The organism is Acinetobacter sp. ANC_7553, assembly GCF_056779895.1.
This window is the reverse complement of the sequence record NZ_JBWYIV010000003.1, coordinates 45141-67985: the sequence shown is the minus strand read 5'-3', so window position 1 is coordinate 67985 and position 22845 is coordinate 45141. Positions and strand designations below refer to the sequence as shown.

The following is a 22845-nucleotide window of genomic DNA, read 5'->3' as shown; positions in this document are numbered from 1 at the left end:
TTTTTTGTAATTTTAAAAGATCAGTAGCATCATGACGACAGAATAAAAATTTATCAATCAATAAAATTTAGTTATTAGAATGAATAAAGCGGCACTTGGCCGCTTTATGAAGACTGATGGAAATTAGAATCGATAACCAATACCGGCATATCCCAGAATCGGATTAATTTCGATATCTGATTTTGCATTGATTAATTCACCAAGTTCAGCATCGTTTACTGTAATTGTTGTTTCACCTTTGAGATGCGCATAGGAAATTGACCCGACTGCAAACCAACGATCGTTGAAATCATAAGTAAAACCGGCAGTAGCTACAGGGGCGAAAGCATCTTTAGCTTCGAGTTTAACTTTAGGATTCGCAGTACTTTCAATTCCATCAAGTGCTTTCCCTGCTTCACCTAATTTGATGTTCGCAATTTTATGACCTGCAGCGACTAGATCAGCTTCAAGGTTGGAGTTCATTTCCAATTCATTGAAGTATGCATACATCAAACCAAGCCCTACATACGGTCTAAATTTATTTACGCCTGTTTTACCAAAATGGTATTGGAATTCGAATGCTGGCGTCCATGCACGAGCTTCTGCCACTTTACCGTGGGCTCCAAGATTTGTTACTTGGATATCTTGTTTGAGTGGAATATTGCCGCCAATAATACTCCCAGCATCTATATCTGCAATAATGATATTGACGTTTCCAGGATCTACTGAGCCTGTGAGAGGTGCTGATATATTCCCTTTACCTTTAATATCAACCTTAGGTGGAATTCCTGCTTTGACTTCTAAAGAAATATTATCTGTAAAGAAGTAATTAGTCATGATTCCGAGGGTGGTGACATCATCAGCTTCTAATCCTGTCCCTTGAGCAGTCCATGATGATAATCCATCAATTTCGGCAGTACCACCAACTGATGGCTTAAGATATTTTACGCCATCGATTTCATCAAGGATTAATGGGCTAACAAGACCTGAGTTTATAAGTGTCTCTAATTTACGTTTTTTATCAACACCATCTGCTGTCGAAGTATCAATAGCACCTAGTACAGAAGATGTTGAAATTCGTCCAACTTCAGACTTGGTACCCTCTGGTACAGCGGTGTTAATATTAATTGGTTGAGCTTTACCCTGAGGCATTACATGTAATGCACCCACTGACACAGAAAAACGTTTAAACCCATCGCCATCTTTTAAACTAAAATAAGGTGAATCTGCATAACTGAAGACTGGAAAACTTAACGCACTAATGGATGCAACTAAGTAAGCTAGTTTTTTTTTCATTATGGAACTCCATGTCCAATACTGTAAATAAAAAGTGATTATTTTTGTATTTTTATTATCAAATTTATTTTTAGACACATTGTAGTAATAATTTGCCAATTATGTTTGGTTTTTGTTTGATTACAAAAAAAGAGGCAATTGCCTCTTTTCTTACTCTATGCTTTAGAAACGCATGCCAACCCCAGCATAGCCTAATATCGGGTTAATCTCGATATCAGCTTTTGAGTTGATTAACTCTTGCCCAGTATTTTCATTGACGACTGTGATCTTCGTTTCATTCTGCAAGTGGGCGTAACTAATAGATGCTACTGCATACCATGTATCATTAAAGTCGTAGGTGAATCCAACTGTAGCTATAGGCGCAAAAACATCAGTTGCTTCTAAATTAACTTTCATTTTTCCATTGGTATCTTTCTTATCGAGTGCTGCACCAGCATTTTGATTAATAATATTTTGGATCATATGCCCAGCGGCGACTAAATCTTTTTCGATACCTGGATCCATTTTTAGCTCATTAAAATAAGCGTACATTAATCCAACGCCAACGTAAGGGCGGAATTTATTAATTCCGGTCTCACCAAAACGATATTGTAATTCAAAAGCAGGGGTCCATGCTCTAGCTTCAGCAGCTTTTGAAGATTGTTCTAGATTAGTAATATGAATATTATTTTTGAGATCTAAGTTCCCCGCAATTCCACCTAACGGTGCCGCAGTAGCTGAGAAGGGGGCTTTAATATTTCCAATACCTTTGATATCCACTTTAGGTGGAATTCCACCTTTTATTTCCACTGAAAAATTATCTGTAAAGTGATAACTGCTCATGATGCCAACTGTTGTAACTTTATCAGCCTCCAAGCCAGTATTCGGATTATCCCATTCAGCTAATCCATTAATATAGGATTTTCCACTAATAGCCCCTGAGACATTGCCTTGAAAAGCAGAAATTAATTTAACAATACCTTCTACTAAATAATTTGGTTTACGATCTGGGTCAAGGTTATTGATTACCGTGGAAGCATTAATGTCCCCAACTTTAGATTCATAATTGTCATTTATGACTGTTTTTACATTAAAAGGTTGGGCCTTACCTTGCGGCATTACGTGTAATGCACCCACTGAAATTGAAAAGCGCTTAAACCCCTCATCAGAAAGGCTAAAATATCCTGACTCCGCATAACTCAGAGTAGATAAGAATGAACTTGCGAATAATGTAGGAACTAAAAACTTCTTCATTGTTTGAAGGACTCCATGTCCAATTTTTAGTTCATTTTATATTCATTAAATCATCTAAATGCAAAGCAGTTTGTTCACTTGAAATCAAATTTATTATCCTAATTTACAATTGTTAAATTATTGAAAAATATGATATAAGTTGGATTTTAAAATGTATATTAATTGTCTTATTGTTTCTTTATTTGTGATGGGTTGGGCATATTGGGGTGTGGCTTCAATATGCCTCAAGTGTTTTAGAAGCGATAGCCTACACCAGCATAACCAATGATAGGATTTACTTCTAAATCAACTTCCGATGAAAATAATGTTCCGAGTTTATCATCGTTGACTTCAATTGTGGTTTTACCTGTTAGATGTGCATAACTAATAGATGCAACTGCAAACCAGTTCTGATTGAAGTCGTAAGTAAACCCAAGCGTGGCTATTGGCGCAAAACTCAATTCGGACTCAAGTTTAACCTTGGGATTTGCTGTACTTTTTTTACCTTTAATTAATGCATCGCCACCGCGTCCATTTTTCATATTGGCAATCATGTGACCTGAATCAATTAAGTCTTTTTCAAGGCTTGGATTCAATTCTAATTCATTGAAGTATGCGACCATAAGTCCAAGCCCAACATAGGGTCTAAATTTATTGATCCCAGTCTGTCCAAAATGGTACTGCAATTCCCACATTGGAGTCCATGCACGTGCTGTCGCAATAGAATTTCCATGACTTTCAAGATCTGTAATTGGCAGATCATTCTTAAGATAGATTGTTGGTAAAGGTATACCTAAAAGTGTTGAATTTGCTTCGGCTGTAAATGGTGCTGTAATCTTACCTTTACCTTGAATATCTACTTTTGGGGGGAACCCAGCTTTACTCTCGAATGAGATCTTATCGTTGAAATGGTAATTGATCATGATGCCAAGTGTTGTGACATCATCTGCAGTCATTCCAGAGCCATCCATACTCCAACTTTCAATGCCGCTTACAGTTGAAGTTCCACTTTGACTGGCTGGATAAGTATCACTAAAAGCATCAACGATCTTCAAAAGCGCTTGCATACTTTGATTTTCTTTTTGTTTATCAGGATCTAAGTTCTCAAAAACTGTAGAAAGTGTAATATCACCATTTTTTGCAACTTCACCATTTTTTACTGCTGTACGAATTTTAGGTGCCTTGGCTTTACCTTGAGGCATAACATGTAATGGTCCGACTGAAATTGAATATCGTTTAAACCCTTCAGTTTCATCCAGATTAAAAAATGATGATTCTGCATAAATAGTTGTAGATGCAAAAACAATAGGTACGACCATGCACCAGAATGCTTTTTTCGTCATTTTGGACTCCCTGTCCGATTTTGTTGCTAGTTGTTGTTTTACATTCTTTAAGCGTTATATAAACATAAAATGAATCAGTTTGAAAAGCGTTTTTACTCATTTTTGTGATAAAAAATTTTTAAAAATCATGAACTTAAATCTTAAAAATCCAACATTTGTTAGGTTTGTTTGTGAATTTATTTCTTATTGAGTGACTTAGCAAAATAAAAAGTCAGATCAATTTAAATTGGTCTGACTTTTTTAACTTTATTAATTAACTAAAATTATTGAAATCGGGATAAATCCTCTTCAGGGCGAGCAGTTAATACCTCGACACCTGTTTTAGTGACTAAAACAGTATGTTCATATTGCGCAGATAATTTATGATCTTTCGTTACAACTGTCCATTTATCACCAAGAAGTTTAGTTTGCCATACACCAGCATTGACCATTGGTTCAATTGTAAATGTCATACCTTCTTCTAAAACCATGCCTGAATTTGGTTGACCGTAATGAAGCACTTGAGGTTCATCATGGAAAACAGTTCCAATACCATGACCACAATATTCACGAACGACACTGAAACGCTCTGACTCAACATATTTTTGAATCGCATGACCAATATCACCGATCGTCGAACCAGGTTTTACCGTAGCAATACCACGATACATTGCTTCTTGTGCAACTTTGCATAAGCGATCTGCAAGAATAGAAGTCTCGCCACCTACAATGTACATCATGTTGGTATCACCATGAAATCCATCTTTAATCACAGTGACATCAATATTCAAGATATCACCTTTCTTTAAGATTTTGTTTTCAGAGGGAATACCGTGGCAAACCACATGGTTTACTGATGTGCAAATCGTATGCTGGAATGCAGGACGACCAGGTGCAGCACCATAGCCTAGGCAAGCAGGAATGGCATCTTGTTTATTCACAATATAATCATGACAAATCGTATCCAATTCTAGTGTACTCACACCAGGCTTGATATGCGGTTTGATCATATCCAAAACTTCTGCCGCTAGTCGTCCCGCCACACGCATCTTTTCGATATCTTCAGCAGATTTAATTAAACGACGTGGTGCTTCATAAGTACTGTTCATGATCTTTAAAAACTTTTGGAAATTTGTGTGTGACTATGGTATAAATAGCCGCCCAATTTATCAAATGCTTTTCGTGAATAGATTCACTTAATCGGATGATATGTTGGTTAATAAAATCCGCACATATGTCGACACATTACTCTGGGTGCCCGTAAGGGTGGAGAATGCGGACATATGGAGGCCTAACCCAAACTTTTAAGGTAAAGAAAATGGCAGATTACAACGTAAGCATGCGCGACCTTCTTCAAGCTGGTGCGCACTTCGGTCACCAAACTCGCTTCTGGAACCCAAAAATGCGTCAATACATTTTTGGTGCGCGTAACAAAATTCACATCATCAACCTTGAGCACACTGTTCCTGCGTTAAATGATGCATTGAACTTTGTTAACAACCTAGCAAGCAAAAAGAACAAAGTATTGTTCGTTGGTACTAAACGTGCTGCTTCTAACATCATCCGTGAACAAGCTCAACGTGCTGGTCAACCTTATGTAGATCACCGTTGGTTAGGTGGTATGTTGACGAACTGGAAAACTCTTCGTCAATCAATCAACCGTCTTAAAGATCTTCAAACTCAGTCTACTGACGGTACTTTCGCTAAGCTTACTAAACGTGAAGCTTTAGAGCGTACTCGTGAAATGGAAAAACTTGAACGTGCTCTTGGCGGTGTTAAGAACATGGGTGGTTTACCTGACGCATTGTTCATCATCGACGTTGACCACGAAGCGATTGCAATCAAAGAAGCTAAGAACCTTGGTATTCCAGTAATCGGTATCGTTGATACTAACTCTAACCCAGATAACGTTGATTTCGTTATTCCTGGTAACGATGATGCGATCCGCGCTGTAACTCTTTACGCTACTGCGATGGCTGATGCGATTATTGCTGGTAAAGAATACGCTCAAACTCAAGCTAATGCGCAAGCTAAAGGCGAAGAAGCTGCTAAAGAAGCTCCTGAGGCTTAATGCGATTTGATGCGGATTTGTCATTTTTGCGACACGTAATCGTGGCATCTTAAGCATCAATCAAGCAAAACGGCCCAGATGATTAATTTGGGCCGTTTTTGTTAACAGATACATATCTCGACCGAATTTAGGAGAATAACATGACTGCTATTACTGCAAGCATGGTTAAAGAGTTGCGTGATCGTACTGGTCTAGCAATGATGGAATGTAAAAAAGCGTTGACAGAAGCTGGTGGCGATATCGAGTTAGCGATCGACAACCTTCGTAAATCTGGTCAAGCAAAAGCTGCTAAAAAAGCAGGTAACATTGCTGCTGATGGCGCGATTACAATTGCTCAAGAAGGCAATAAAGCAATTCTTTTAGAAGTAAACTGTCAAACTGACTTCGTTGCTAAAGACGAAAACTTTGCTGGTTTCTCTGCGAAAGTTGCTGCTGCTGCGCTTGCTGCGAATGTAACTGATGCTGCTCAAATTGCTGAATTGAAACTTGAAGATGGTGCAACTGTAGAAGAAGCTCGTATTGCGCTTGTTCAAAAAATCGGTGAAAACATTCAAGTTCGTCGTGCTCAAATCGTTGAAGGTGAAAACCTTGCAGTTTACAAACACGGTTTAAAAATCGGTGTTGTAGTTTCATTTGCTGGTGATGCTGCTACTGGTAAAGGTATCGCAATGCACGTTGCTGCGTTCAACCCAGTTGCTGTAAAGGCTGAAGGTGTTTCTGCTGAGTTAATCGCTAAAGAGAAAGAAATTGCTGAAGCAAAAGCAATTGAATCTGGTAAACCGGCGAATATCGTTGAAAAAATGGTAACTGGTTCAGTTGAAAAATACTTAAATGAAGTTGTTCTTGAGCGTCAAATGTACGTTATCGACAACGACAAGAAAGTTGCTGATGTTCTTAAATCTACAGGTACAACTGTTGCTCAATTCGTACGTTTCGAAGTGGGTGAAGGTATTGAGAAAAAAGCTGAACTTTCTTTCGCTGAAGAAGTTGCTGCTGCTCAAGCTGCTGCAAAATAATTGATTCAATTATTTTGAAAAAGAAAAAGCCCTTTAAGGGCTTTTTCTTTTTTTTGATGGGTCTAAATGATATAAACTTTAGGATGAAATAAAAATATAACTTAGAGATCAATATGTCTCAGAAATCAAAAATGAGTATTGCTGCGTTAATTGTAGTCGTGGTCGCAGCATATTTCGGTATCGATTTAAAACAGGATTTAAAACAGAGTAATGAGCACACACTCAATCATACGGATGTAAGTACTCACTATAATGATGCTAACCAACGAGAACTATCCTCTGCGGATAATGATGATGCCACAAAAATAGCGACACTATTTCAAAAAAAGATCAGTGATGTGCAAGTTAGGGCTTCTGGAGAAGTTGTTGCAATATTAAAAGATGATAATGAAGGATCTAGACATCAGAAATTTATTTTAAAACTTAATCATGGTCAGACAGTTTTGGTAGCTCATAATATAGACTTGGCACCACGTGTTGAAAATATTCAAAAAGGGGATATCGTCGAGTTCTATGGTGAATATGAATATACCGACAAGGGTGGTGTAATTCATTGGACTCACCATGATCCTAATAAACGGCATATTGATGGTTGGTTAAAGCATCAAGGTCGAAGTTATCAATGAATTAGTTAATCAATGTAAAAACGGGCTAAATTAAATTCTAATTTAACCCGTGCTGTATTTGCTAATTTAAGCGCTGATTTGGCGTGATTTCCAATTAGGTAGTATCTTATCTAGGTAAGCATCCATACACCATAGAGGGCCAATCAGAAGGAATTGAAGGTCTTTAAAGAAAGAAGGCTTTTTCCCTTCAATTTTGTGCCCGTAAAATTGACCTATCCAAGCCAAAACGAACAGAGCAATATAGAATCCTTTCCCGAATGGAAGAATAATGATAAGCCAAGACATGACCAATAATAATGCTGCCATTGCAACCGCGAGTACAAGATCTAATCTTGCATAAAAGATGAGTGTTAACACCAGTAAAAGGGTAGTCAGTAATGCGCTGAAATGAGCGAGTATGCCAATGATCGAGAATAGAATCGTGGGTACGCAAATCCAGTGTAATGTTTTATTGGTAGGGTTTTGATGGCTATCACTATATTCATCTAACCATTCTGTAATTGTCTTCATCCTATTTCCTTCACTGATTATTTGAATTTTATTTATTCTATAAACGACAGTATGACATAAGATGATAAATCAAGATTCTTTTTTGTATATTGGTCACATCAAAAAAAAATTAAAAATAATAAAGCCACTCAATGAGTGGCTTGTCGTTAAATGCTTCGCTGAATCATAAAAACCTAAGAATTTGGACCATCCACACGTTCGATGCTTACACGCGCAGTACCAGCATTGGTAATACCAAGGGATTTCGCAGCACCGTAAGATAAATCTACAACACGATTACCATGAAATGGGCCGCGATCATTTACTTTGACAACGACGCTTTTACCGTTTGATTTATTCGTTACACGAATATAGCAATTAAGAGGTAGGCTACGATGCGCTGCAGTAAGTGCATTCATATCAAATGTTTCGCCACTTGCCGTTTTACGACCGTGAAATTGACGACCGTACCAAGAAGCAACGCCTGTTTGACTAAAACGACGAACAGTGTTTGAAGCAACATTATTAAGTTTATCAATCACTGAAGGCTCTTCAACAGGTACTTGAATTTTCGCTGCGATTGTTTCGCGACGAATTTTATCACCTGAACTTTCAGTAATTGCTAAACTGTTTAAATTCGAGAAGTGCGAATTGAAACTTGTAGAGTCTTTGCTAATTACGCGTGAAGCAAGACTTGATTGGTCAACATCATTATTCAGATAAGATGATTGAACCAGCTCAGCATGAGTTTGAGACAAAGCCAAACTAATACCTAATATTGATAACATTTTCAGCGAAGCATGCATCGTTTAACTCCTTGGAACCCTAAGTTAATTATCTAAGTTGCTGATAATTAACCTAAATGGTCTGTAAATTTACTTGTGCAACTGCATTTAACGGTAGTGGATGATATTCATCCTGATACAAAAGTGTCTAGCTTTATTTTCACTTTAGTTACAAAAACGACAAATTATCACAAAATGTGGTTAATAATTAATCAATAATGTAACAAGATGTGTAAAATGTGCAAATAGTGAACTTAATCACTAAAATATTTATTGACTTTTGTGAAAACAAGTAGATTTATATTTATCTACTCGCGATTTCAGTCCCTAAAAGCCACAGTGCAGTTGCATACATTCGACTACGGTTATAGGTCGTAATGACTTGAAAATTAGGATATGTAAGGTAATAAGCTGGTCCATAATTTTCTTGTAGTTGAATCACATTGACCATGTCTAAGTCATCTATTTTAACAATAGGATTGAGTGGGCTAATGCCTTGAACTTTTAATGCACCATATGGGGTAGGTTGTGTTAAGTCTTTGGCTATGATGGCATCCGCATTATTTCCTTGGTAGCGTGCGGCAAAAGCAATCGGTTGATCTCGTTGCCAACCATGTTGAGCAAGATAATTTGCAATAGAACCAATTGCATCTACAGCAGAGTTTCTGAGATCGATATGACCATTACCGTCATAATCCACACCAAATTTCGGAATATTACTTGGCATAAATTGAGGATAGCCCACAGCACCAGCATAAGAGCCTACGACTGAATTAGCTGGAATGCCGTCCTTATAAGACCATGCAATCAAAGCGCTTAATTCGTCTTGAAAGTATTGTGCACGTCGTTCATATCCAAACCCTAATGTGGCTAGGGCATCACGTGTGATGAATGAACCTTTATTTGCCCCAAAACCAGTCTCTACGCCGAGAATACCAAGAATGATGGACTGAGGAACACCGAACTGCTGTTCTGCTCGATTTAAAGTGTCTGCATATTGATTTTTAAAACGCACACCACGTTGAATTGTACTTTCTGCTAAAAAATTCTTTTTATATTCGTACCAAGGCTTACTTTCTCCTGGTCGATTCATAATATTGATAATATTTGGTAGGTTTTTTGACCCATTCATGGCCCAGTCAACCTGATCAGCACTCAAACCATAGGTCTGCATCGTTTTTAATTTAAAATTTTGATATTGAGGGTGTTGAGCGAAGTCATTGGCTTGAACAAAACTTGTGATCATAAACGCACTGAGTGCTAAACCAATACGTTGTAATTTAACATTAAAATTTTCAAATAACATAACAGCAGCAGATCCAATTATTATCGGTGGTAGATGCAAAGGTATAAGTGTTGATAAGGATTAAAAGTTCAACATCATTTGATTAATCGCAATGTTTATTAAGATAACATTAGGTCGTGATGGATTCACAAAAACCTACATAAAAAGTGTAAAAATGGATGAATTATGTCTTTTATTTATTCAATATTGATGAACTATTTTTAAAACATAAAAAAACCTAGCAGACGCTAGGTTTTTGATTAGTCTAATTTATTCTTGAATAAATAGCGTGTCATGATATTCAGCTGCAGCTAACAATTCTTCTTTAGTAAAGTTAGGAATGAGCTTATCAATAGCAATATGAACTGCTTTGATGACCGCTGAAGAAGCGATATCAGACGCCTTACGTTTAATCATACCCAAATCTAAAGTCTTGTTAAAATCATTCATAAAGTGACGAACTGCAGCTTCACCGAATTGTTTGTATTGTTCAGACAGAACTGCACGATTGACATCATTGCCTGCACGTACTTCTGCAAAGCTATTTTTTAAGTTTGTCACTAGGTCGGCAGGTAATGGAGCGCCGACACGATAATTACCCTCTGGATCTTTGAATAAACTCTTTTCGGAGAATTCAATCGATTGTCTCACGACGTCATTTGGTGCTTTACCCAATAACTGTTTAAGTAGTACCGATACTGTTGATTTAATATAACCAGCAAGTTTTTCAGCTGTTTCTCGTTTGTCACTTGCAGGGAAACGACGTACAAGTTCAACTAAAATTGCATCGATAATTTCATCATTAATAGCGAGTGCAGTTTGATCACGCAAAGGGTAAAGTGGTTCGTTTGAATTTTTTTTCTCAATTCCAGTTTGAATGTTCTTTAACAAAGATTCAGATGGAATAAAACCAAAATATGACATCGTATAACCTCAACTATTCTTCAATTTATTGTCGCGCCAATCGAATTGGGCTCGGCATCCATGCAAAGTCTGATACACGACAAGGGTTAATGTCTAAACCACCACGGCGTGTATAAGTCGCATATACCATCAACTTTTCAGGATTAAAGTTTTCCCAAATGTCTGCGTAGATTTGTTCAACGCATTGTTCGTGAAAGCCATTATGCTGACGATAGGAGATAATATAAGCTAAAATTGAACGATAACAAGGTTTTTTGCCACGATATCTTAAAAAAACTGTGCCCCAATCAGGCTGTCCTGTGACTGGGCAGTTACTTCTTAATAAATGCGAATATAATTGAATTTCAACGATTTCTTCGGAAGACGCTGCATCGAGTTTAAGTAAGCTCGCATCAGGGTGGTTTTCAAGACGTTCAGGCTCATAATGGTCGATGCATATTCCTTCAGGCTGAGCAATATTCAACTGATCAACATCGAATAATTCAAGTCTGACCTCTGCATTGGATGCTTTAGAAAGATCACGCTCGACTGTCTCAATAAACTGATTTTGAGATTCAAATTGAGCAAAATTCAGACTATTGAAATATAGCTTAAGAGATTTTGACTCAATGAGATTGGGTGATGAAGCAGGAAGATGCATTCGACCAATCGCAACTTGAGGAATCCCTGACAGATTCAACCAAGAAATTTCAAAAATATGCCACCAATCTATTCCTTGTTGAATACCGTCTACATGTGCGTACTTCGCTCGTGCTTCTGCGCGAGCAATTGGAAATAGCACCTCAGGTTGATATTCAGTTGGATAGTTGGTGTCTTTGCCTAAAAGAGATTGTTCAACGCTCATTATTCACGCATTCCTGAACCACGGGAGAGTAAGTGATAAGCGACCGCATATAGCACGGCGCAACACGCTGTGATTACTAATAAAGAGATAGATACATTTACATCGCTATGACCAAGAATTCCATAACGGAATGCATTGACCATATATACGACAGGGTTAATTAAAGATAGATTTTGCCAAAATGGGCTTAATGCAGAAATTGCATAGAACACCCCACCTAAATAGGTCAACGGTGTTAAAACAAAAGTGGGAATAATCGAAATATCATCAAATGACTTTGCGTAGACCGCATTAATGAATCCACCTAATGCAAACAGTAGTGACGTAATGAGTACGGTATAAATTGTGACGAACCAGTTGGTAATATATAAGTCAGTAAAAAATAAACTCATCGCAGTCACAATGATGGCAACCAATAAGCCTCGAGCAACACCACCGAGCACATAACCCCAAAGTACGGCATGTAAAGGCACAGGACTCATGATCAGTTCTTCAATACTTTTTTGAAATTTAGAACTAAAAAAGCTTGATGAAACGTTGGCATAACTATTAGTAATGACAGCCATCATAATTAGACCAGGTACAATGAACTGCATGTAGGTAAAGCCACCCATTTCCCCAATTCTTGAACCAACTAGATTTCCAAAAATCACAAAATACAGCGACATAGTAATGGCTGGTGGTAACAATGTTTGTGGCCAGATGCGCATAAATCTACGAATTTCCTTATGGATAATCGTATATAAAGCTACAGCGAGTTGATTAAAATTCATTGCGCAGCTCCATCAAGATTCTTTTCGACCATTTTGACGAATAACTCTTCTAAACGATTTGATTTATTACGCATACTTTTAACTTGAATATTTTGTGATTCTAGAAGTTGGAAAAGATCATTCATGCTGTGTGCTTTATCAAGCGTAATTTCTAGGGTCACAGGATCAACCAAATTAAATTTCACACCAATAATGTCGAGTTGAATCGGTTCTATAGGTTCAGCCAAGTCAAAAATGAAAGATTCTTCATTTAATTGATCTAAGAAGTTCTTCATGGTGGTGTCTTCTTTAATGACGCCACGATCAATAATTGCAATTTTGCGACACAGTACTTCTGCTTCTTCTAAATAATGTGTTGTGAGAATGATTGATGTACCTTTCTGATTCATTTCTGTTAAGAAGTCCCACATCGAGCGACGTAGTTCAATATCAACGCCAGCAGTCGGTTCATCGAGAATTAACAGTTTTGGATCATGCATCATTGCTCGGGCAATCATGAGGCGGCGTTTCATTCCCCCAGATAGCATACGGGCTTGAGTAGAGCGTTTTTCCCATAAACCTAATTTGGTTAGGTACTCCTCTGCACGAGCTTCAGCAACTTTTTTTGGAATGCCGTAATAACCTGCCTGAGTGACTAAAATATCGAAAGTCTTCTCAAATTGCGCAAAGTTAAATTCTTGGGGGACTACACCCAAGCATTGTTTAGCTTGTGAAGGATGTGTATCGAGATTATGACCAAAAATCTCGACAGTTCCTGCAGTTTTTTTTGTAAGAGAGCTGATGATGCCAATAGTGGTTGATTTACCTGCACCATTAGGGCCTAGAAGAGCATAAAATTCGCCTTCTGGAACATCTAAGTTGATTCCTTTTAATGCTTGAAAACCATTTCGATAGGTCTTCGACAAATCCCTTAAGGTCAATGCATCAGTCATGAATATCTCGAATGGTGAAAAGTTGAGATATTGTGAGTGATCTTGAAAAATAAACCAAGCTCTGTAATCAGAATTCTCTGTTTTGATGTTGAAACGCTGTATAAAGCATGAGCACTAAAAATAGGAAAGATATATAGTTGCTTTACCTTAGAGTTTTTTTTGTTATGATGTGCGCACTTCCTAAAATGCGCTCATAGCTCAACTGGATAGAGTACAGGTCTCCGAAGCCTGTGGCGTGGGTTCGAGTCCCGCTGAGCGCACCATTTCACTGTTTTACCTCATCCGAATAAATACGAAAATCATTAAAAATAAACAACTTATGTTTTTATCTTGTCCGATACAGTCCGAGCATGTTTTAGGTTATTTAAGTTTTTTGCGGTAATTTTTGCGGTAATTTCAAAATTATTGCAAAGGCTTACCGTAAAAATGCCAAAAATAATTGTAAATCTGACAGATACACAGATTCGTTCAGCTGTAAATGCACATAAAAAGTTATCAACCAATGTTCAAATCAAACTAGCCGATGGTAAAGGATTGTTTTTTATCATTGATAAGAATGGTAACTCATATTGGAGGTGGGACTATGCTCGCCCAATCACTAAAAAACGTAATAGCATTTCTTTTGGAACATACCCAGAGGTATCGTTGCTAAATGCACGAGCAAAAAGAACTGAATGTCGAGAATTACTCGCCCAAAATATAGATCCAGCGGTTGTGAAGAAAAATGAAGAAGAAGCTAAATTAGGCCAAAATACTTTCGGTTTAATCGCAGATGAATATAGAAAGACAGAGGAGTTAGAGCCTAGTACTCAACGACGGAATCAATTTGTTTGGGGTAAGTTGTATTCTGCAATTGGGGATTATCCAATAGATAGTATTACTCCATCACAAATTTTAGAAGTTTGTCGTATTTACGAAAAGCAGGGTAAGACAGATTCAGCAAAGCGCATGAGAAGCAAAGCATCCCAAGTCTTCCGTTATGCGATTGCTTTAGGCTTGTGTCAATTTAACGTGGCAGATCAAATTAGTGGGATCTTAAAAGTTGGTAAAACCAAGCATAGATCAGCGATCACAGATGAGCAAAAGCTAGGACAGTTATTGAGGAATATTAATAATAGTGTTGGCCGTGGTGATATCGCGATAGATTATGCCGTGAAAATATTACCTCATGTTTTTGTGCGTCCAGGAGAATTAAGAGGAGCGAAGTGGGCAGACATTGATTTTGAAAATCGAGTTTGGAAATACACCCCTTCAAAGACAAAGAATCAAACGGCATTACAGCATATTGTTCCTTTGTCAGATCAAGTTATGACCTTGTTCAAAGAATTGCACCAGATAACAGGTTATACGGAGTATTGCTTTGTGTCGATGCGAGATCAGTCTAAAACGATTAGCGAGTCAACTATTAACAAACGATTAAAGCAATATGGTTTTGAAAATGGTGAAACGACAGGTCATGGCTTTAGAGCGACTGCCAGAACTCTATTAGATGAAGTATTAAAGTTTCCTATCGAACGGATTGAACAGCAACTTGCTCATCAGGTTCGTGATATGCATGGAAGAGCATACAACCGTACAAAATACTTAGAAGAACGTACGGTTATGATGCAAGCATGGTCTGATTATTTAGATAAGTTAATGTATAAGACTGTGGACTGATCAGTAAGCTTAAATGTAGCAAGCGAATTCAGTTTCCGCCATCTCCGCCAAATATTCAAATAAGCCCCTGTTTTTACAGGGGCTTATTTTTTGTCTATGTGCTTACCCCTCAATATGCTCCACATCAAAATGTAGATTTTTGCCTCGACGTATTTCAATGCTTCTAAGCCATGTATATGTTGCCACTTTGATAGCATTTCTTGTACTAGTAGAGCCACCGTATGTATTGAGCTTAGACATAAGTTCTCTTTTTTCAGATTCAGTCAAGGGTCTGGCATGAGTTACTTCTGGCTGCTTTATGTAGCTTCTAAGGATGTAGGTAGGGTCAATAGAAATACGTTTTGTGATAATGGCATATTCCATGACTTCACCTATTATTTGCCTAACAAAAATTCCCTTAACTTCCCCTGTACCTCTTCCTGATTTTTTGATTCTTGCCATAGTGCTATCAAGAACATTTTTAATATCAATCGAGTCGATCTCATGAATAGGTTTATTACCGATAAGAGGATAAACATCCTTCTCAAAATAACTGCTGCGGCGTTGTTCCCATTCCTTTGATTGTTGAGTTTTTCGAGAATTCATAAATTCGTTGGCGACTAAAAGGAATGTACCATTATTTGCTTTGATTGCTTCAAGGCGTTCTTTTTTCTGGTGGCTTATTGGGTCTACTCCTTTAGCGAGTTGTTATCGATATTCCATTGTTTTCAAGCGAGCGTATGCTAAAGTAATTTCGGGATATTGACCGATTGTGAGCATTTTGGCTTTAGTAAGAAATCGGTAGCGATAACGCCAGAATTTGCTACCAGACGGGCGGATTTCTATACAGAGTCCTGAGTGATCAGCCACGCGGTATAATTCTTCACGTGGCTTTAAGCTTTTGATTTTAAGATCGTTTAGCATGTGATGTGAGTAACGGTATTTTAGAAAGTGCTTACTCACAAAAATTGGTAATTGCATGTATCACATTGTTATGGAAAGTTAGAATAAAAATATATTTAAATCAATTGGATAGGTTGTAATGTAATTTGTATTTAGTGAAGGTTAGATTATTAATTGGCATGATGTAAGGCATTACATCTCGTCTAAATTAAAAAAGTCCGTATCCAATGCCAGTCAGTTTAATTGACTGGCATTTATATTTGATTAGAAAAAATGCAGTGATATCTCCATTTGGTGATGTAGAATCTTAAATACAGATGATAAATTGAATTTTTTCTAAATTTAGATGATCGGGGAGTTATATGAGATATCTTTCAAGGGTTTTAGTTGTATTGGTGGGGATTGCTTTAACAGCCTGTCAAGCAACATTAGGTGTTCATGAGCGGAAAGCTCCTACAATATCGCAATCACTTAATTTGAATATTACTAAAGAACAGCCTTTAGAAATCTATTTTCAAAAATTATCCAGTCACAGTTATGTAAATGCTGACATTAGAGCATGGGAAGCCACACAATTATTTTCTTCAGTCAAACGTACAAACTTAGATCAGCCATCTACTCATGGATACTTTTTAAGAGTGGCTTGTCAACAAGATCGTTGGAGTGAGGATTCTGGATTTCTTACAGGTTTTTTATGGTTAATCACCGCAGGAACATTCCCTGCAAATGATGAAACTTCGGAAGAAAGCTGTAAGCTCACGATGTATGAAAATGGGATGCAGATTGCATCAACAACTGCTTATTTGGATTATCGAATCGTGAGCAATGGTTGGCTCGTTATACCGTATCTTTTTGCAAGTAAAAGTATGAATGAAACCCATGCGCAGACCTCAGCTAATATCCGGGTCCGTAAAGTAATGTCTGTTTTAACGCAGGGAGCTCCATAATGTCTCGTCATTTGATGATAATGATCATATTTATGGGACTTGTGGGATGTACAAGTAATACATCTCCGCCTCCCATTCCTCAATTTACTTTACAAAATAAGCAAAAAGATGTAGATGGCTATTATAAATACGCAACGTATTGGTTTAGGGGGCAACTCAAAGATGGTATTCCCCATGGTAAAGGAAGCTGTCGTACGCTCTATTTAACAGAATTGGGTAAATCTGAATGGATCAATAGTTCTTGTGAATTTAAAGCTGGTCAACGTGTAGATGACTGGCATAAGCAACGTCTAGAGCGCAGCTTAGCGTTGACGAATGCAGAGCGACAAAATGAGTTACGTGTAGAAAGTGAAAGAAAAGCACGTGAAATACAACAGCGACGCGAAGCAGCGGCTGAAAGACAAGCAAATCAACAGATGTGGGCAAATGCTACACTTCATGGTTTAAATACTTTGAATAGTACAATGCAACAAGCTGAAAATGACCGTATTCGTTTTAATGCTCGTATCTCTAAGACGATAAGTAATGCTCAGCAACAACGACAGCATATGGAGCAAGTAAATCAAACAAGGAGTACTTCGTCTAATGCATTTTCTTCACAAAAAAGTAGCAGTATTGATAAATCAAAAGAAGGTGTGAAAAAAGATGAACAAGAGCTTTTGAAGAAACAAGAACAACAGCGCAAACAAGAGGCTGAACAGAAACAGCAGGCTTTAGTCAAAAAACAGGAGGAAGAAAAACGCCAAAAAGAGCTTGAGCGTAAAAAACAGGAAGACTTAAGATTAGCCGCAGAAGCTCAGAAAAAACAGCAGGCGGAAAATTATAATCGTGCTATTCGAGCAGGAACACGAGTTGGGGCAATCAGTTGTCACGGTGGAAAAAGTACACGTATTGTAGGAGTACTTGGCAAAGCACAACGCCCTAAACATGTCTATAATGCTTGTAGGTTACAGGAAGTACGCTATCGTTGTCCTTCCGAGTCAAATTGGCGACATACCTCTAGGTCTGATTGGTTATTGAACAATGCCTGTATCGGCGTAGGGGATGATGTGACTGTCAATGTCAGTTGTCCAGCTGAGCAATTGATTGTTCAGGCAACACGCTTTAGTTGTGATGTAAAATAATTATACTAATTTTCACCTAAACCAGAATATCTACAAATGATAAATCATGGTTTTAATTTTGTTTTAAATGACATTTTATGTCAGATTCTTCCTCTCTCATCAGCCACCTTATTATTATCTAGATAGTATGGTGGCTTTATTTATTGGATTTTTATTTTAAACACTCTTAGAGTTGTGTTGTATATTCCACATTTTTTTGACTTTCCACCAAATATCCTACATTCTCTAAAATAACAAAAAGTAATAATCTTATTGAAAAGATAAGAGATTTAATTTTTATGGTGGGGATATGGTAGAACAGGAAAGTAAACTGATCGGTATGATCTATGATGCCGCATTGGATGAAACACGATGGTCGGATGTGTTAGCGGAGCTTGTGGTGTATACGGAAAGCAAGACAGCGATTTTTGTATCTCTTGATCAACTTAATCCTGAGTATGATTTTGTTTATAGCCATCAAATTCCAGAAGTGGGTTTAGCCGCTTATCAGGATGAGCGTGTCAAAGTGATTGATATGCGACTGCATACACCATTATGGCAAGAAGTCGGGGTGGGTGGAGTTATTAATATGGATTTAAGTGGCTATGCCTCGATGCCACAAAGTTCAGATGAGTTTATTTTCTATGATAAATGTTTAAAACCTACTGAGGTTTACTATATTACAGCAGTTTTATTTGATCTTTATTAATACTTTATTAGACAGATATAGAAATGAGTATGCTCTTCATAGAATGATCTTAAACTCTTAGCCTGTGTCAAACTTTCTTCTAAACACACTTTTCTTAATTAGGTTGCTTGGCGCGCTTAAAGCTAGTTGGGGATAAAACATATCATTGATCTAAATTCTTTTGGGGCTTAAGCCATTTTAAGAAGTCGCTGTATTGAATCTACGCACATTTTTAACTTACTCTGAGTGATCACTCGCATCATCCACAAAAGGGTATTGTTGCATATCATGATGTAGAAGGTCGGGGGGCAACTAGTCTGTCATTACAAATCTATTCCTATAAAACTATAATTTATTACTTGGAATTTAAATAGACATAAATTGGATTTGATGAATTATTCTATTGGAATTAATGTATTAATATATTGGAATTTTAATCTTTATAAGAAGGTGGTGTAAGTTTATACCTCTTTAAATACCACGATTTTAGTATTATATTGGCTTTTCATATCTATTTATTTGACTTGGTGTATTTTATTTTTAAGATAATTAATCAATTGTATTGAATGAAGAGGTGTCTGAAGTGCATACGAACAAGCTAAAAAATGATGATAATAAAGTTGTGAGTCGCGATTCAGATGTGGATTTGATTAGTAATGAAGATCTTTTTCTTCTCCTAAAAAAAAGATACAACCAAAAATGGATAAACTATAAAGAACATGGCAAAGAGATTTCAGAGGGCATTTTTTACGAAACAATATGTCTGTTAGAAAATCTAGAACGTCAACTTGGCTTAGTTTATGAGCGAGCTTATCCGACAAGGGATGAGTTTTTATCTGCTCAAGAACATGGTGATCAGCAAAGACTAAATCAGATTATAACGTTTTATGAGGATTTACGTGTTGAGCGTGATTTAATCAAATATGCACAGCCAACGCACAATTTTAGTAAGAATGTAGCATCCTATATCGCGTACCTTGAGAGGTATCCTGATACTCTTTTTTGGAAAAGGGGACAAAGATGGCAAGTTGAAACATTTCCCTATGAAGCTATTTTTGATTTCTTCGAAAAGTATTTGAGTGTTTTACATGTAGGGCAGACTGAGCCAAAAGAACTTGCTGAATCAGAAAATATTGATTCCGAGGTAGCCACCTGTCTTACCGAAGAACTAACTTTGGGTGTTTATAAGCAATTTGATGAGGGGGTAAGACAATTTAACGAGTTTCTAGCAATCCATAAGTCTTCAAGGGTGATGTGTTTTGAGATCACCTTGACGCCACAGGAACATACAATTGGTAGAAAGTGGCAGGCTTTAAGTAGAAAGCGAATCGAATTACGAGGTTGTTTTCGTCTACTGGTTGAAAGGTATGGGTTGCTTGCTGAATATTCTCGTATTGAGATAGGGATAAATTCAAGTCTTGTGTTGCAGTGGATATTATTATTTAAAAATCAAAAGCTGGATTCAAGAAAGATACGAGCCGTTATACAGAAAGATTTAGAATTACAGATGGATGCAGATGAGCATTTGGGTAATAAGCCGTTTAAAGTTGATATACAAGATTTAGGCCGTTTAATTCAATCATTGGATCCTAGATATAAAGAGGTTATTAAGGCACGTTCTAGGTTTGAAAGAAAGGCATTTGAATATTGGGTGCTTGGCTACTTCTACCGTGTCGATTCTTTCCTTAAACCTGATTTGGTGCGGGTAGCGGATAGTATTTACGTAGATAAATATCTAGAACATCCAGTTTCACTCATGGCAATTAAAAGATCTTCAAGTAATGACCACAATGTCAATCTTCTGCAGGATCGGGAGAAGATCGAAGCGTGTGTTGAAAAAATTGATGATTTTATTGATTTGGACTTCAGTGTAGAAGCTAAGCAGATTTGGAAAAATAATAACTTACCGAAACAAGCCAAAGATGATTTAAAGCTGTTAGCATTAGTTTATTCACAATACAAAAACATGTTGCCTTTTGGGTGGAGAGAGCAAGAGAATTGTGTACAGTTATTTGTGTCTATTGAGCACTTCATGCGGTTGGTTCAGTACAACCCAGTTCAGATATTGATTGAAGAATACTTGCCACAAAGTCAGATTGAAAAAGCTCCATTGAAATGTTTATCTCAATTGGCAAAGCAGTATTTGCATATTGCACAGCAGTTAAAGCAACTGGGTCTTAACTTAATAGAAAAATTAGAAAAATTAGAAAAATTAGAAAAATTAGAAAAATTAGAAAAATTAGAAAAATTAGATTTTATTGGATGGCGGGTAAGAATATTTCTGCGACTATTCATTAGGAATCGATGGAATTTTAAAATCAATAGGGATGGCATAGCAGATTTGAAGTTTTGCCTAGATAGTTTTAAAAATCTAGACAATTATATTGCAGGCGATTTAAAAGGAGGGCCTTCTTTTTTTGATATTGAAAAACAAGAGATCGTGAGTGTTAAACGAAATAAAGCTAAAGCAAAAGACTATTTAAATCAAACAATCAGGCAAGATGTATTCGCTTTTCGATTGATATTTTCTTACCAACCGAATAACGTTTTTACTACAGAGGACAACATTACTGCATTCAATGCGTTGCTTACAGACTTCTTAAAAAATCTGAAGCGAACTAGAAAAATAAGTGGTGAGAGTCTAGTTGCTTATGTTGGTACACGTATGTTTATAGACAGAGTACTGAATACTGATATTACATTGATTTTTAATGCTCAGACATTGTCCGATTATGATGAACAGAAAAATGAAGAATGCATTAAGCAATCCAGAAGAAAAGTAATTGAGTACTGGGGCAAGTACATCTCTATAAAAAAGGAGAAGATTTCTAAAAGTAAAAAAGGATCATTAGACACTAGCCTCAATTACTTAAAACTTTTCAGAAATGAAGATCTCAAAATTAGCCAAAGCGCTATGATTACATCCTTACCGCGATCACTAGATTTTTTACATATCAAGCATTATGACGGTAAAAAATTACAAACTTTCAAATCTGAGCTTGCTGATTGTTATGCAGCACATGGACTGTTGTGTAGATGGGAATTTAACTTACTAGAAAATCTGGATTCGACTGATAAAGGTCATAGGATTAGAAGCTTGGATCAGTTTTTGAAAGGGCATGTAGTTGCAGAAAAGCCCAAACAATCAAAAACTAAACAGGGGGATATTTTGACTTAGTCGAAGATGAAAGAAAATGTGGGGCTTGATGAAGAATATGTTGATCATGAGGAGCAAGTGGTCTCTATGGAAGAATTGAGCTCTAAATTCATTCAACGGGCTATAGATGCATTTGATAGCATTAAAAAATGACACCTAGTTAACAATGCATTAGAAAAATAGTATTGAGTCGGAAAATGGAATCTTATTATTAGTTCACAGAACTCCCTGATTATTTGAGCGAAATCAGCTCAGTCTAATCATTGAGGAGCATTCATAATGAATACATTTGTTGGTGAAACCTTTACCATGCATCAGATTATCAACCTAAAGCAAGTTGTGTTCTTTACTGGTATTAGTCGTGCCACAATTTACAAGCTTATAAACGTTAAGATGGAGTGTTATGATCCAACATTTCCAAAGCCTGTACATTTAACAACTGGACGAGTTGGTTGGTCAGCATTAGAAGGACATCAGTGGATTGAAAGCAAGTTGAATAGCCGTTGAGTACGAGTATATGGGAGCTTTGGCTCCCTTCATTCTATTTATAAGTTTCTGGCAGGAGATAACTTCCGCTTCCATATTGTTAAGGGAATAGTTTCAAAACAGGATTTATAGCACCTACTGCGCTGTTCCTATGGGAGTATATTTCAATGGACGAGATGAAATGCAGGCTAAGTGCCTATTCTTATATTTGGTCCATGTGCGTTTGCTTAGTAGGTTATTAATATTATTGTATTTATAATACATGTACTTAATTAAGTTAATAGTACTTATAGTTATATTTATAACATATACAAAATTAATAGAGTTTATATAAGTATGATTGATTAAGTTTATTGTTTGAACAGTGCT

Annotated in this window: 21 protein-coding genes, 1 tRNA gene and 1 pseudogene; 11 read left to right on the top strand and 12 right to left on the bottom strand. The window is 36.9% G+C overall.

Annotation, left to right across the window (positions count from 1 at the left end; translation table 11 throughout):
- Positions 1–123: 123 nt before the first annotated feature.
- The 4 genes from AC1M9I_RS03450 to map form a co-directional block, all read right to left on the bottom strand.
- Entirely contained in the window at positions 124–1275 is a 1152-nt protein-coding gene (locus AC1M9I_RS03450; RefSeq protein WP_092766024.1) for an OmpW/AlkL family protein, read from the bottom strand.
- A gap of 162 nt (positions 1276–1437) precedes the next feature.
- Positions 1438–2508, bottom strand: coding sequence for an OmpW/AlkL family protein (locus AC1M9I_RS03445; protein ID WP_481610698.1), 1071 nt, complete (start codon positions 2506–2508; stop codon positions 1438–1440).
- Positions 2509–2741: 233 nt separating this feature from the next.
- A complete protein-coding gene (locus AC1M9I_RS03440) occupies positions 2742–3830 on the bottom strand; it encodes an OmpW/AlkL family protein (protein ID WP_481593124.1) in 1089 nt (362 codons plus the stop codon).
- A 263-nt stretch (positions 3831–4093) separates the two neighbouring features.
- Positions 4094–4918, bottom strand: a complete 825-nt coding sequence (map, locus tag AC1M9I_RS03435) for a type I methionyl aminopeptidase (protein ID WP_035265682.1) — start codon at positions 4916–4918, stop codon at positions 4094–4096.
- A gap of 209 nt (positions 4919–5127) precedes the next feature.
- On the opposite strand from map, the gene rpsB reads away from it, so the two are divergent.
- The 3 genes from rpsB to AC1M9I_RS03420 all read left to right on the top strand — a co-directional run bounded on the left by rpsB (position 5128) and on the right by AC1M9I_RS03420 (position 7522).
- Positions 5128–5880 carry a 30S ribosomal protein S2 gene (gene rpsB, locus AC1M9I_RS03430; RefSeq protein WP_035265684.1) on the top strand — a complete coding sequence of 251 codons (753 nt, stop codon included), beginning with the start codon at positions 5128–5130 and terminating at the stop codon, positions 5878–5880.
- Positions 5881–6020: 140 nt separating this feature from the next.
- Positions 6021–6896 carry a translation elongation factor Ts gene (gene tsf / locus AC1M9I_RS03425; RefSeq protein ID WP_481610697.1) on the top strand — a complete coding sequence of 292 codons (876 nt, stop codon included), beginning with the start codon at positions 6021–6023 and terminating at the stop codon, positions 6894–6896.
- Between the two features lie 113 nt (positions 6897–7009).
- Positions 7010–7522, top strand: a complete 513-nt coding sequence (locus AC1M9I_RS03420) for a DUF3465 domain-containing protein (RefSeq protein ID WP_481610696.1) — start codon at positions 7010–7012, stop codon at positions 7520–7522.
- Positions 7523–7588: 66 nt separating this feature from the next.
- On the opposite strand, the gene AC1M9I_RS03415 is transcribed toward AC1M9I_RS03420, so the two are convergent.
- The 7 genes from AC1M9I_RS03415 to AC1M9I_RS03385 form a co-directional block, all read right to left on the bottom strand.
- A complete protein-coding gene (locus AC1M9I_RS03415; RefSeq protein WP_481586624.1) occupies positions 7589–8032 on the bottom strand; it encodes an Mpo1 family 2-hydroxy fatty acid dioxygenase in 444 nt (147 codons plus the stop codon).
- Between the two features lie 173 nt (positions 8033–8205).
- Positions 8206–8817 (bottom strand): septal ring lytic transglycosylase RlpA family protein, encoded by a 612-nt coding sequence (locus AC1M9I_RS03410; protein ID WP_035265690.1) that lies wholly within the window; start codon positions 8815–8817, stop codon positions 8206–8208.
- A gap of 283 nt (positions 8818–9100) precedes the next feature.
- A complete protein-coding gene (gene mltB / locus AC1M9I_RS03405; protein WP_481610734.1) occupies positions 9101–10042 on the bottom strand; it encodes a lytic murein transglycosylase B in 942 nt (313 codons plus the stop codon).
- A gap of 309 nt (positions 10043–10351) precedes the next feature.
- Entirely contained in the window at positions 10352–11005 is a 654-nt protein-coding gene (locus AC1M9I_RS03400; protein WP_035265692.1) for a hypothetical protein, read from the bottom strand.
- Between the two features lie 25 nt (positions 11006–11030).
- Complete coding sequence (gene queF, locus AC1M9I_RS03395; protein ID WP_481610695.1) at positions 11031–11849, bottom strand: NADPH-dependent 7-cyano-7-deazaguanine reductase QueF; 819 nt, start codon at positions 11847–11849, stop codon at positions 11031–11033.
- Positions 11849–12622, bottom strand: coding sequence for an ABC transporter permease (locus tag AC1M9I_RS03390; RefSeq protein ID WP_092766033.1), 774 nt, complete (start codon positions 12620–12622; stop codon positions 11849–11851). Before AC1M9I_RS03390 ends, queF begins: the two co-directional genes overlap by 1 nt.
- Positions 12619–13554, bottom strand: coding sequence for an ABC transporter ATP-binding protein (locus AC1M9I_RS03385; RefSeq protein ID WP_481610694.1), 936 nt, complete (start codon positions 13552–13554; stop codon positions 12619–12621). The genes AC1M9I_RS03390 and AC1M9I_RS03385 overlap by 4 nt, the downstream gene beginning before the upstream one ends.
- Positions 13555–13741: 187 nt before the next feature.
- Here AC1M9I_RS03385 and AC1M9I_RS03380 point away from each other — a divergent pair.
- Together AC1M9I_RS03380 and AC1M9I_RS03375 are read left to right on the top strand one after the other, a co-directional pair.
- Positions 13742–13817, top strand: a tRNA-Arg gene (locus tag AC1M9I_RS03380).
- 163 nt (positions 13818–13980) lie between these two features.
- Positions 13981–15213, top strand: a complete 1233-nt coding sequence (locus AC1M9I_RS03375) for a tyrosine-type recombinase/integrase (RefSeq protein WP_092766035.1) — start codon at positions 13981–13983, stop codon at positions 15211–15213.
- 117 nt (positions 15214–15330) lie between these two features.
- Here AC1M9I_RS03375 and AC1M9I_RS03370 read toward each other — a convergent pair.
- A pseudogene (locus tag AC1M9I_RS03370) lies at positions 15331–16116 on the bottom strand (tyrosine-type recombinase/integrase); the annotation flags it as partial.
- Between the two features lie 341 nt (positions 16117–16457).
- Between AC1M9I_RS03370 and AC1M9I_RS03365 the strand changes: the two are divergent.
- From AC1M9I_RS03365 to AC1M9I_RS03340, 6 genes are all read left to right on the top strand, one after another.
- Entirely contained in the window at positions 16458–17042 is a 585-nt protein-coding gene (locus tag AC1M9I_RS03365; protein ID WP_143047385.1) for a hypothetical protein, read from the top strand.
- Complete coding sequence (locus AC1M9I_RS03360) at positions 17042–18166, top strand: hypothetical protein (protein ID WP_481610693.1); 1125 nt, start codon at positions 17042–17044, stop codon at positions 18164–18166. Before AC1M9I_RS03365 ends, AC1M9I_RS03360 begins: the two co-directional genes overlap by 1 nt.
- 289 nt (positions 18167–18455) lie before the next feature.
- Entirely contained in the window at positions 18456–18854 is a 399-nt protein-coding gene (locus tag AC1M9I_RS03355) for a hypothetical protein (RefSeq protein WP_092766036.1), read from the top strand.
- Positions 18855–19407: 553 nt separating this feature from the next.
- On the top strand, positions 19408–22011 hold the full coding sequence (locus tag AC1M9I_RS03350) for a hypothetical protein (RefSeq protein WP_481610692.1): 2604 nt from the start codon (positions 19408–19410) through the stop codon (positions 22009–22011).
- Between the two features lie 6 nt (positions 22012–22017).
- The gene (locus AC1M9I_RS03345) at positions 22018–22143 is read left to right on the top strand and encodes a hypothetical protein (protein ID WP_481595576.1); all 126 of its coding nucleotides are present in this window, start codon (positions 22018–22020) and stop codon (positions 22141–22143) included.
- A gap of 126 nt (positions 22144–22269) precedes the next feature.
- On the top strand, positions 22270–22497 hold the full coding sequence (locus tag AC1M9I_RS03340) for a helix-turn-helix transcriptional regulator (RefSeq protein WP_481610691.1): 228 nt from the start codon (positions 22270–22272) through the stop codon (positions 22495–22497).
- Positions 22498–22845: the final 348 nt, after the last annotated feature.